This window comes from Streptomyces prasinopilosus (assembly GCF_001419695.1).
Lineage (GTDB): Bacteria > Actinomycetota > Actinomycetes > Streptomycetales > Streptomycetaceae > Streptomyces > Streptomyces prasinopilosus.
Genome location: NZ_LIRG01000104.1, coordinates 1 through 11,042, shown reverse-complemented (window position 1 = coordinate 11,042; position 11,042 = coordinate 1). Strand labels below are relative to the sequence as shown.

10 protein-coding genes are annotated in these 11,042 nt (G+C 74.3%); 5 read left to right on the top strand and 5 right to left on the bottom strand.

Features of this window, described 5'->3' with window-relative positions; all coding sequences use genetic code 11:
• Window positions 1-106: 106 nt before the first annotated feature.
• Both AOK18_RS05755 and AOK18_RS05750 read right to left on the bottom strand, forming a co-directional pair.
• Window positions 107-922, bottom strand: a complete 816-nt coding sequence (locus tag AOK18_RS05755; protein ID WP_055570295.1) for an inositol monophosphatase family protein — start codon at window positions 920-922, stop codon at window positions 107-109.
• Between the two features lie 8 nt (window positions 923-930).
• Window positions 931-2,058: a ferrochelatase gene (locus tag AOK18_RS05750; protein ID WP_055693606.1), complete on the bottom strand. Its 1,128-nt coding sequence runs from the start codon at window positions 2,056-2,058 to the stop codon at window positions 931-933.
• A 167-nt stretch (window positions 2,059-2,225) separates the two neighbouring features.
• On the opposite strand from AOK18_RS05750, the gene AOK18_RS05745 reads away from it, so the two are divergent.
• Together AOK18_RS05745 and AOK18_RS05740 are read left to right on the top strand one after the other, a co-directional pair.
• Entirely contained in the window at window positions 2,226-3,485 is a 1,260-nt protein-coding gene (locus AOK18_RS05745) for an MFS transporter (protein WP_055570293.1), read from the top strand.
• Window positions 3,445-4,773, top strand: a complete 1,329-nt coding sequence (locus tag AOK18_RS05740) for a D-arabinono-1,4-lactone oxidase (RefSeq protein ID WP_055693605.1) — start codon at window positions 3,445-3,447, stop codon at window positions 4,771-4,773. The genes AOK18_RS05745 and AOK18_RS05740 overlap by 41 nt, the downstream gene beginning before the upstream one ends.
• Here AOK18_RS05740 and AOK18_RS33530 read toward each other — a convergent pair.
• Complete coding sequence (locus AOK18_RS33530; RefSeq protein ID WP_055693604.1) at window positions 4,697-5,560, bottom strand: hypothetical protein; 864 nt, start codon at window positions 5,558-5,560, stop codon at window positions 4,697-4,699. The two genes, AOK18_RS05740 and AOK18_RS33530, sit on opposite strands and share 77 nt — an antisense overlap.
• A 479-nt stretch (window positions 5,561-6,039) precedes the next feature.
• On the opposite strand from AOK18_RS33530, the gene sepH reads away from it, so the two are divergent.
• Entirely contained in the window at window positions 6,040-7,092 is a 1,053-nt protein-coding gene (gene sepH / locus AOK18_RS05730) for a septation protein SepH (RefSeq protein ID WP_055693603.1), read from the top strand.
• Between the two features lie 95 nt (window positions 7,093-7,187).
• Here sepH and AOK18_RS05725 read toward each other — a convergent pair whose 3' ends face one another.
• The gene (locus AOK18_RS05725) at window positions 7,188-8,039 is read right to left on the bottom strand and encodes a sulfurtransferase (protein WP_055693602.1); all 852 of its coding nucleotides are present in this window, start codon (window positions 8,037-8,039) and stop codon (window positions 7,188-7,190) included.
• 331 nt (window positions 8,040-8,370) lie between these two features.
• On the opposite strand from AOK18_RS05725, the gene AOK18_RS05720 reads away from it, so the two are divergent.
• Entirely contained in the window at window positions 8,371-9,171 is an 801-nt protein-coding gene (locus AOK18_RS05720; protein ID WP_055570296.1) for a VOC family protein, read from the top strand.
• Window positions 9,172-9,928: 757 nt separating this feature from the next.
• Window positions 9,929-10,570 carry an NADPH-dependent F420 reductase gene (locus tag AOK18_RS05715; RefSeq protein ID WP_055693601.1) on the top strand — a complete coding sequence of 214 codons (642 nt, stop codon included), beginning with the start codon at window positions 9,929-9,931 and terminating at the stop codon, window positions 10,568-10,570.
• 216 nt (window positions 10,571-10,786) lie between these two features.
• On the opposite strand, the gene AOK18_RS05710 is transcribed toward AOK18_RS05715, so the two are convergent.
• On the bottom strand, window positions 10,787-10,999 hold the full coding sequence (locus AOK18_RS05710; protein ID WP_055570284.1) for an EF-hand domain-containing protein: 213 nt from the start codon (window positions 10,997-10,999) through the stop codon (window positions 10,787-10,789).
• Between the last annotated feature and the right edge of the window lie 43 nt (window positions 11,000-11,042).

Below are 11,042 nucleotides of genomic sequence, written 5' to 3'. Positions count from 1 at the left end.
GCGGATCCCGGAGGCGCCGGAACTCCCGCTCCGGGGGGCCGGCGCCTCCGGGATCCGCAGGGTCTCCGGGACCGTCGTCCCGGCCGTCCGTCGTCCCGGCCGCCCGTCAGTCGTGCCAGGCGCCGAAGTCCTCCAGCAGCCGCTGGAGGGGCTCGAAGACACCCGGGGTGGCCGCGACCGCGAGGTCCCACGAGGGACGCCCACCGGGCCGCCCGCCGGTCAGCGCGCCCGCCTCCCGGGCGATCAGGTCCCCCGCGGCCAGGTCCCAGGGGTGCAGTCCGCGCTCGTAGTAGCCGTCGAGCCGGCCGCAGGCCAGGTCGCAGAGGTCGACCGCGGCCGAGCCGCCGCGCCGGATGTCCCGCAGGAGCGGGATCAGCCGCTGCGCGACGGCGGCCTGGTGGGTGCGTACCTCGGTGACGTAGTTGAAGCCGGTCGAGACCAGTGCCTGCTCCAGGGGCGGCGACGGGCGGCAGGTCAGCGTGCGTTCGCCCGCCCACGCGCCGGTGGCCCGCGCCCCGCCGCCGCGGACCGCGTGGTACGTCTCGCCCCGCATCGGGGCGGCGACCACCCCGACGACCGTCTCGCCGTCCTGTTCCGCGGCGATGGAGACGGCCCAGGTGGGCAGCCCGTACAGGTAGTTGACCGTGCCGTCGAGCGGGTCGATCACCCAGCGGACGCCGCTGGTGCCCTCGGTCGTGCCGCCCTCCTCGCCGAGGACGCCGTCGTCGGGCCGGTGCTCGGCGATCAGCCCGGTGATCAGCTTCTCGGCTGCGATGTCCATCTCGGTGACGACGTCGATCGGGCTGGACTTGGTCGCGGCGACCTCGAGGTCGGCCGGGCGGCCGTCCCGCAGCAGCTCGCCCGCGCGGCGTGCCGCCTCGCGGGCGAGCTGCAGCAGTTCCGCGTGCAGGGGGTCGGTCACGGCGCCCCTCACGCGTAGGGGCTGTCGGCGCCCGCGGCGGCGGGGCGCGGGGCGCGGGCCGGACAGCAGCCCACCGGGCAGAGGTCGTGGCTCGCGCCGAGGCCGCCCAGCACGCAGGGGGTGACGTCCTGGCCGCGTTCGGTGGCGGCGCGCTCCACGAGCAGGTCCCGGATCGCTGCGGCGAACCTCGGGTCGGCGCCCACGGTCGCCGAGCGGCGCACCGGCAGCCCCAGTTCCCCGGCCCTGGCCGCGGCCTCGGTGTCGAGGTCGTAGATGACCTCCATGTGGTCGGAGACGAAGCCGATGGGGGCCATGACCACGGCCGGGACCCCGGCGGCGTGCCGCTCCTCGAGGTGGTCGCAGATGTCGGGCTCCAGCCAGGGGATGTGCGGGGCGCCGGAGCGGGACTGGTAGACGAGCTGCCAGGGGTGCTCCACTCCGGTGCGCTCCCGCACGGCGTCGGCGATCACCCGGGCCACGTCCAGGTGCTGCGCCACGTACGCGCCGCCGTCGCCGTGCTCCTCGACGGGGCCCGAGGTGTCGGCGGAGGCGGTGGGGATCGAGTGGGTGCAGAAGGCGATGTGCGCGCCCTCGCGCACCTCCTCGGGCAGGTCGGCGAGCGAGCGGACGATCCCGTCGACCATGGGCTCCACGAAGCCGGGGTGGTTGAAGTAGTGCCGCAGCTTGTCGACCCGGGGCAGCTCCAGGCCCTCGGCCTCCAGCGCCGCCAGGGAGTCCGCGAGGTTCTCGCGGTACTGGCGGCAGCCGGAGTACGAGGCGTAGGCGCTGGTGGCCAGGACGGCGATGCGGCGGCGGCCGTCGCGGATCATCTCGCGCAGGGTGTCGGTCAGGTACGGCGCCCAGTTGCGGTTGCCCCAGTAGACCGGGAGGTCCAGGCCGTGGCCGGCGAAGTCCTCGCGCAGGGCGTCCAGCAGGGCGCGGTTCTGTTCGTTGATGGGGCTGACCCCGCCGAACAGGAAGTAGTGCTCACCGACTTCCTTCAGGCGTTCCTTGGGGATGCCGCGCCCGCGCGTCACGTTCTCCAGGAACGGGACCACGTCGTCCGGGCCTTCGGGGCCGCCGAAGGAGAGCAGGAGCAGGGCGTCGTAGGGGGTGGGATCGAGCTCGTCAGGCATGCCTCGATCCTGCCATCCGTCGCGGGCGACCGGGCAACGGCGGGGGGCCGACCGGGCAGCGACCTCCCGTTCGAGAGACGTTAGGGTTGCCTAACCAGTGAGCTGTGTCGTCTGCGGTCGCGCCTTGCTGAGATCCGTCGCGTCCTCCCGAGATCTCCGGAGACCTCGTGCCCAGCCCTTATCTCGCCCTGTTCGCGGCCCCCGGCAGCAAGGCCTTCTCGGCCGCGGGGTTCATCGGCCGGATGCCGCTGTCCATGATGGGCATCGGCGTGGTGACGATGATCTCCCAGCTGACCGGCCGGTACGGGCTCGCCGGCGCCCTGTCGGCGACCGTCGCCCTGGCCGCCGCGCTGGCGGGCCCGCAGATCTCCCGCCTGGTGGACCAGTACGGGCAGCGGCGGATCCTGCGCCCGGCGACCTCGCTCGCACTCGCCGCCGCGGCGCTGCTGCTGGTCGCCGCGCACTACGGCTGGCCGGACTGGGTGCTCTTCGTCGCCTGTGCCGGCATCGGCTGCGTGCCGAGCCTCGGCGCGATGATCCGGGCCCGCTGGGCCGCCCTGTACCGCGGCACCCCGCAGCTGCACACCGCGTACTCCTTCGAGTCCGTGGTGGACGACATGTGCTTCGTCTTCGGCCCGATCATCTCCATCGGGCTGTCCACGGCCTGGTTCCCCGAGGCCGGTCCGCTGCTCGCGGCCTGCTTCCTCGCGGTCGGCGTCTTCTGGCTGACGGCCCAGCGCGCCACCGAGCCGGCCCCGCACCCGCGCGAGCGCACGGGCGACGGCGGCAAGGTCACGGGCGGCGGCACGGCGCTGAGCTCCCCGGGCCTGCAGGTCCTGGTGGCCACCTTCGCGGCGACGGGGGCGATCTTCGGCGGCGTGGACGTGGTCACCGTGGCCTTCGCGGAGGAGAGCGGGCACAAGGCCGCCGCCAGCGTGGTGCTCGCCGTGTACGCGCTGGGCTCCTGCGTGGCGGGCCTGGCCTTCGGCCTGATGCGCTTCGCCGGGGCGCCCGAGCGCCGCTGGCTGCTGGGCGTGTGCGCCATGGCCGTGAGTATGATCCCCCTCCTACTGGTCGGGAACCTGCCGTTTCTGGCCGTGGCGCTGTTCGTTGCGGGTCTGGCCATCGCTCCCACGATGATCACGACGATGTCCCTCATCGAAGAGCACGTACCACGCGCGCAGCTCACCGAGGGCATGACCTGGGTGAGCACGGGACTGGCGGTCGGGGTCGCGCTCGGCTCCGCCGCGTCCGGCTGGGTGATCGACGCGGCCGGTGCGCGTGCCGGGTACGGGGTTCCGGCGGTGTCCGGGGCCGTCGCGGTCGTGGTCGGTTTCCTCGGGTACCGCCGGCTCAAGCGGCCGGCTCCGGGTCGGGGAGGCTCCGTTGGGCAGCACGGCGAGCACGAGGAACGGAACGTGGCGTAACTGGGGAGGCACCGTCCTCGCCCACCCCGCGCGGGAGGTCGCGCCGGCCTCCGTCGACGAACTGGCGGCGGTCGTGCGCCGTGCCGCCGAGGACGGCCTCCCGGTGAAGGCGGTGGGCACCGGGCACTCCTTCACCTCGATCGCGGCCACCGACGGCGTGCAGATCCGCCCTCACCTGCTGGCGGGGATCCGGGACGTCGACCGCGAGGCGGGCACCGTCACGGTCGGGGCGGGCACCCCGCTCAAGCGGCTCAACACGGCTCTCGCGCGGGAAGGGCTGTCGCTCACCAACATGGGCGACATCATGGAGCAGACCGTCTCCGGGGCCACCAGCACCGGCACCCACGGCACCGGCCGCGACTCGGCCTCCCTCGCCGCGCAGATCCGGGGCCTGGAGCTGGTCACCGCCGACGGTTCGGTGCTCACCTGCTCGGCGGAGGGGACCGAGGAGGAGCGCGCGGTCTTCGCCGCCGCCCGGATCGGCCTCGGCGCGCTCGGTGTCGTCTCCGCGATCACCTTCGCGGTCGAGCCGGTCTTCCTGCTCACGGCCCGCGAGGAGCCGATGCCCCTGGACCGGGTGCTGGCCGAGTTCGACGAGCTGCACGCCGAGAACGAGCACTTCGAGTTCTACTGGTTCCCGCACACCGGCAACACCAACACCAAGCGGAACAACCGCAGCGCCGGCCCGGAGCGGCCGGTGCACCCCGTCCGGGGCTGGATCGACGACGAGTTCCTCTCCAACGGCGTCTTCCAGGCGGCGAACTGGGTCGGCCGCGCGGTGCCCGCGACCGTCCCCGCCCTCGCGCGCGTCTCCAGCAGGGCCCTGTCCGCACGGACCTACACCGACATCCCCTACAAGGTGTTCACGTCGCCGCGCCGGGTGCGCTTCGTGGAGATGGAGTACGCGGTGCCGCGCGAGGCCCTGGTGGACACGCTGCGCGAACTGAAGGCCATGGTCGACCGATCCCGCCTGCGGGTCAGCTTCCCCGTCGAGGTGCGCACGGCCCCGGCCGACGACATCCCCCTGTCCACGGCCTCCGGCCGCGACACCGCGTACATCGCGGTCCACATGTTCCGGGGCACCCCCTATCAGGGGTACTTCACGGCGGCGGAGCGCATCTTCACCGCCCACGAGGGCCGGCCCCACTGGGGGAAGATCAACACCCGGGACGCCTCGTACTTCTCCCGGGTGTATCCGCGTTTCGCCGAGTTCACGGCACTGCGGGATCGCCTTGATCCGGAACGCCTGTTCCGGAACGACTATCTGCGGAGGGTGCTGGGGACGTAGCGGACGCGTCCGGTTCCGGGCTCGCGGTGCCGCCGGAGTCCTGGTTCCCGGTGCCGTCCGGGGTGCCCGCCGGCGCGTCCCCGCCGTCCGGCGCGCCGCCGGAGCCGGTGGCCGCCCCCTCGTCCCCGGGCGTCGCGGAGGGTGCGGGGGCCGGACCGTCCCCGCCGGGGTCCCCGGGTTCCTCCGGGGTGCCGGAGTCGTCCGGGGTGCCGGAGTCGCCGGAGGTGCCGGGGCCCTGTTCGTCCGGACCGCCGGAGCCGGGCGGGCCGCCGGAGCCGGACGTGTTCTCACCGGTGACCGCGTTGCCGACGGTGGTGTTCGGTGCGCCGCTGAGACTCTGGCCGAAGGCGAGTTCGTAGACGGTGATTCCGGCCATCGCGACCCCGAACACCAGCGCGGCCGCGACCGCGGTCCGCTTCCAGGCCTGCCGCACTCCCCTGGCCCGGCCCCGGTACACGGTGCCCTCGGTGAACTCGCCCGGCGCCCGCGCGGGCCGGCTCCCGGCCGGGGCCACGGACGCCCGGCCCGACGCCGTGGTGACCACACGGAGCTGTTCGCCGGTGCGTTTGAAGAAGTGCTGGAAGACTGTTCCGCCGCAGGTGGCGACGACGCTCATGACGCCGGCGCCGATGATCGTCCCGTAGACGCCGAAGGACGAGGCGAGCTGGGCGCCCAGCACCGCGGCCACACCGCTGCCCGCGACCTGCGGCACGCTCAGGTCGATCCGCGTCCGCTTCCCCTCCTCCACGTCACCGTGCCCACCCGCGACAACCGGCCTTTCACGCATTCCTTGACCTTGCCTGCCTTCCCGCACATTCCCGCACACCGACGATCAACTGCACGACAAGTGGACGCCCGGCCGGAGTCATTAGTTCCGTTTTTGGGGATTGCGTGAAGTTTCCCACGCCCGGAGCGGGCGGGCCCGGACCGGCGCGGCCGAGGAGCGCCTCTTGCGGAAAGCCGGGCGGCGCGCCGATCCACGCAGATGGCCCGAATGGAGTACTGTGACGAGCCCTGGGTCCGGCCGCCCGTCAGGGTGCTCGGATTCTCCGAGGGCCGCCGGAAGGGGGGCGGTTGCACAGGGTGACGCGGTCGGTCACTCAGCGTTGCGAACAGGTAACCGTGCCATAACGGCGAGCCGGGGCCCACGCCCGACACGCCGGGCAACTCGGCAAGGTTGTGGCAGGCTGCACCCGGGCAGGCCACACTCGACTAGCGGAAGCAGCGACGCACGTGACGTCGGCAGGCACCACCCGGGAGGTCCCCATGCCCGAACTGCGTGTCGTGGCCGTCTCGAATGACGGCACACGGCTGGTGCTGAAGGCTGCGGACAGCACCGAGTACATGCTTCCGATCGACGAACGCCTGCGCGCCGCGGTGCGCGGCGACCGTCCCCGCCTCGGCCAGATCGAGATCGAGGTGGAGAGCCATCTCCGCCCCCGTGACATCCAGGCGCGCATACGAGCCGGTGCGACCGCGGAAGAGGTCGCCCAGATGGCCGGCATCCCCGTGGACCGCGTCCGCCGCTTCGAGGGACCCGTGCTCGCCGAGCGCGCCTTCATGGCGGAACGCGCCCGCAAGACCCCCGTCCGCCGGCCCGGCGAGACCTCCGGTCCGCCGCTGGGCGAGGCCGTGCAGGAACGGCTGACGCTGCGGGGCGCGGAGAAGGACACCGTCCAGTGGGACTCCTGGCGCCGCGACGACGGCACCTGGGAGGTGCTGCTGGTCTACCGGGTCGCGGGCGAACCGCACTCGGCCGGCTGGACGTACGACCCGCCCCGGCGACTCGTCCAGGCCGTCGACGACGAGGCGCGCTCACTGATCGGCGAGTCCGACGACCTCGCCGCCGCGCCCGAGCCCAGCTTCCCGTTCGTACCGCGCATCGCCCGGCTGCCCCGCGACCGGCCGCTGGACCGTCCGGGTGACCGTGAGCGGCAGGGCCTGCCGCCGGGTCAGGACTCCGAACCCGACGAGGAGTCGGCGATCACGGCCTCCGGCGAGCGGGACTCGCTCACCAGCCTGCTGGAGGCGGTGCCGAGCTTCCGGGGCGACCTGGTGGTTCCCGAGCGGACCCCCGAGCCGGTCGCCGAGGATCCGGACGGTGAACCCGACGCGGAGGAGCCGCCCGCTCCCGCGGCCTCGGCCGGTGCCGCGTACGCCGACGTGCTGATGCCCCGTGCCGTCACCAGCCACCGGGACCGTCTCGTCGGTTCCACGGACCGTCAGGCGGAGGCGGACGGGGTGCGTCCGGGCCGTCGCGCGGCCGTGCCGAGCTGGGACGAGATCGTGTTCGGGACCCGGCGCAAGAAGCAGGAGTGACCCCGCGGGAAGGACCCCCCGCGGCGAACGAAACGGCCTGAGACGCCAGGAGAGGGGCGCTCGTCATGCACGAGCGCCCCTTTCACCCTTCCGGTCTACTGCGGGTCCGGCCCCACCGCGACCGGCCGCTCCGGGTCCGACGACCACTCCGACCAGGAGCCGACGTACAGCTCCGCCGGGATGCCCGCCACGGCGAGCGCCAGCACCTCGTGCGCCCCCGAGACCCCCGAACCGCAGTACACGCCGACCCGCTTGTCCGTGGACGCGCCCAACTCCCGGAATCGCGCGGCCAGTTCCCTGGCGGGCAGGAAGCGTCCGTCCGGGCCGGTGTTCTCGGTGGTGGGCGCCGAGACCGCGCCCGGGATGTGCCCGCCGACCGGGTCGATCGGCTCCACCTCGCCCCGGTAGCGCTCCCCCGCGCGGGCGTCCAGCAGCAGTCCGGTCCGGGCCAGCGCGGCCGCCGCGTCGGCGTCGAGCAGCCCGGCCGCCCCCCACGCGGGCACGAAGTCGCCCTCGGCGGGTTCCGGCCGCGCGGTCTCGAGCGGGCCGTCCCAGGACGGCAACCCGCCGTCGAGGACCCGCACGTCCGGGTGACCCGTCCACCGCAGCAGCCACCAGGCGCGGGCGGCCGCCCAGCCCGTTCCGTCGTCGTACGCGACCACCGGCGTGCCCGCCGACACGCCCGCCCGGCGCATCGCCACGCCGAACACCTCCGGATCGGGCAGCGGATGGCGCCCCCGCCCGCCCGGCGCCCCGGCCAACTCCCTGTCCAGGTCGACGAATACGGCACCGGGAAGGTGCCCCTCACGGTAGGCGGCCCGGCCGTCGAACGGCGGCTCGCCGGCCGCCGTGGCCGTGCCCAGCCGCCAGCGGACGTCGAGCAGTACGGGCGGGTGACCGCCCGCCAGTTCGGCGGCGAGTTCGGATGCGGAGACGATGGCGTTCATGGCCACCATCCTGACGCACGGGGTGGCCGTCCCGTCCAGGTCCGGCTACTCTGCTCGGCCGGGCAGACCCGATCACGAGGCGTACGGGACCGGGCACATGCTGTACTGCCGATCGACATCCTCCGGCAAGCGTGCCGAAAGGGGCGGGGAGCCGCACATCGGGCATCCTCCGGGGACGGGAACCGCCGCTCGGGGCCGGCCCCGAGCACGCGGGGCCGTGACCGACGCCGGTGCCGGTACGGGGACGAATCCACAGAGCGGACGCGACGCGACCCTCGCCCGGGTCGAGAAGAGCACGGCCACCACGAGGGCGGCCGAGAAGAGAGTGACGATGACCGACGCACGGGGGCCCGCCCCCCGAGACGGTGCAGCACCCGTCCGGCCCGTACCCGGTACACCCTGCTGGGTGAGTCTCACGGTGCGCGCACCGGACAGGGCCCGGGCCTTCTACGAAGCCCTGTTCGGCTGGGAGTTCCGGCCCGGCCCGCAGCGGCTCGGCCCCTACGCGCGCGCTCTGCTCGACGGCTGCGAGGTGGCCGGCATCGGGACGCTGTCGGCGGATCTGCGTCTTCCCGTGGCCTGGACGCCCTACTTCGCCTCGGCGGACGCGGACCGCACCGCCGACGCGGTGCGCTCGCGCGGCGGCACCGTCGGCGTCGGCCCGCTGGACATCGCCGAAACCGGGCGGCTGGCGATCGGCTCCGACCCCTCGGGGGCCGTCTTCGGCATCTGGCAGGCGTCCGCGCACCTGGGCCAGGCCGTCACCGGGGTACCCGGCGCGCCCGCCTGGAACGAGCTGACGACCTTCGAGTCGGAGCGCGTGGCCAAGTTCTACGCGACGGTGTTCGGCCACACCGTGCAGCCCGAGGTCTCCACCGACCTCGACCACGTGACCCTGAGCGTGGCGGGCCGGCCCGTGGCGGGGATCCACGGCGTGGGCAACGGCCTCCCGAGGGGCCGCGGACCGCACTGGACGACGTACTTCACCGCCTCCGACGTCGACGACACGGTGGACCACGTCCTGCACCTGGGCGGCCAGGTCCTCGAACGGCCCCGCGACGGCGTCCACGGCCGCACCGCGACGGTGACGGACCCGGAGGGGGCGCGGTTCGCGCTGCTGCAGGGGCCGTGACGGCCTCCGGCCTCCCGGCCGGACCGAGGGCCGCCCCCTGCCCGGCGTCGTCCGGGCAGGGTCCGGAGCCCCGCGGAGGCGTGCCGCTGTCGCCGTTCCCCTTCCGCGGAACGGCGCGTGTCCGCCCGGCGCCAGCCGCGAGCCCGGCGCCCTCGCCCCCACGCGGCGCGATCCGGGAGGGAGTTCACCGCCGGGGCCGGGACGGGAGCGCGCACCGCGCCCGGACCGTCCTGCCCGGGCCGTCCGGGCGTCGACGGAGTGCGCCGAAGGGGTGCCGGGAGCGCTCTGAACGACGCTGAGTCCTCGACCACCGCATCCGGCCCCGCTCGGCCCAAGAGCAGCTGCAGCGGAACCGAGGGCAGTCGGTGGGTGGGGGTGCCGCCGGTTCGGCTGCTGTGCACGTCCGCGACGCGAAGGGCGTCGCCTGACCCGTCGTCACGGTCTCGCGTGAGGCATGGGCGGGTTCCGCCGGAACGGCCTCGCCGGAGCGGCACGTCCGACGCTCGTACGGCCGTGGGAGCGCCGGCCTCGGTCCCGGTCGGCAGGGCTCCCACGTCCAGTCCTCCGGGATCCCCCTCCCGGACCCGTTCGCCGGCGAAGCGCTCTCCCGGCTGCCTCCCTCCCCACAGCGGCCTCGGCCGGGAGCACCGCGGGCGGTGGCAGGGGCGGGCCCGGGGTGTCACGGTGAAGGGGCACGCCAGCGGCGTGAACCGCGCACGGTCCGCCCCGGACCGCCCGACAACGTACGGAGCAACGCATGATCGTCACCATCGCCGGTGCCGGGAACATGGCCCGGGGCATCGGCACCCGGACGCTGGCCGGCGGCCACACCCTGCGGTTGTACGACCGCACGCGGGCCAAGGCGGACGAGCTGGCCGCGTCGCTGGGGCAGGCGGCCTCCGGAGCGGACGTCGCGGCGGTGGACGAGGGCGCGGTGGCCGGTTCCGACGTCGTGGTGCTCGCCCTGCCCTTCCCGGCCGGACGCGAGGTGGCCGCCGCGTGGGCCGGGGCTCTGGAGGGGAAGGCCGTCGTCGACATCTCCAACCCGGTGGACTTCTCCACCTTCGACTCGCTCGTCGTGGAACCCGGTACCTCGGCCGCCGAGCAGATCGCCGCCGCCGCGCCGGGGGCCCGGGTGGTCAAGGCCTTCAACACCACCTTCGCGGGGCCGCTCGTCACCGGTGAGGTGGCCGGCCGGCCGCTGGACGTGTTCGTCGCGGGGGACGACGAGGCCGCGAAGCGGACCGTCTCGGAGCTCGTCTCCTCGGCGGGGCTGCGTCCCCTGGACGTGGGCCCGTTGCGCCGGGCACGCGAACTGGAGGGCTTCCAGTTCCTGCACATGGCGTCCCAGGAACGGCTCGGCCTGAACTGGTCGAGCGGCATCGCGATCCTGCCGTGACGGACCGAGCGGGGTCGGGCGGGAGCGACCGGCCCGGCCGCGGGACGGTGGTCCGCGCCCCCTGTGCGCCGAGGCCGTGGCGGACCCGCGCCGCGCGGGCGCGGGTCTTCGGGTACGCCGGTGCCCGGTCCCCTCGCGGCCGGCCGGCAGTGCCGGGTCACCGGTCGGGGCCCGGTCCGCGGCGAAGGTGCGCGGAACCGGGCCCCGTCCCGAGGCTCACTTGTTCAGGTGCGCCCAGAACTCGTCGAAGGACAGGAGCTTGTCGCCGTCCAGGTCGCGGGACCTGATGACGGCCTCCGCCACCGAGTCGGTGACGTTCCAGTCGCCGCCCTGGGCCAGTGCGGTCTTGAACTCGGCGGCGGTGATGAACCCGTCCCCGTCCGCGTCGATCCGCTCGAACTGCTTGCGCGCTTCCTCGATGTCGGCCACCGGTCCGCCCCTTTGGTCTCGTGCTCCGCAGGACTCCCGGGAG

Coding starts and splice junctions, on each gene's coding strand:
- AOK18_RS05725 (WP_055693602.1), bottom strand. CDS start 8,039: ATGAACGCCATCGTCTCCGCATCCGAACTCGCCGCCGAACTGGCGGGC.
- AOK18_RS05715 (WP_055693601.1), top strand. CDS start 9,929: ATGATCGTCACCATCGCCGGTGCCGGGAACATGGCCCGGGGCATCGGC.
- sepH (WP_055693603.1), top strand. CDS start 6,040: ATGCCCGAACTGCGTGTCGTGGCCGTCTCGAATGACGGCACACGGCTG.
- AOK18_RS05750 (WP_055693606.1), bottom strand. CDS start 2,058: ATGCCTGACGAGCTCGATCCCACCCCCTACGACGCCCTGCTCCTGCTC.
- AOK18_RS33530 (WP_055693604.1), bottom strand. CDS start 5,560: ATGCGTGAAAGGCCGGTTGTCGCGGGTGGGCACGGTGACGTGGAGGAG.
- AOK18_RS05720 (WP_055570296.1), top strand. CDS start 8,371: ATGACCGACGCACGGGGGCCCGCCCCCCGAGACGGTGCAGCACCCGTC.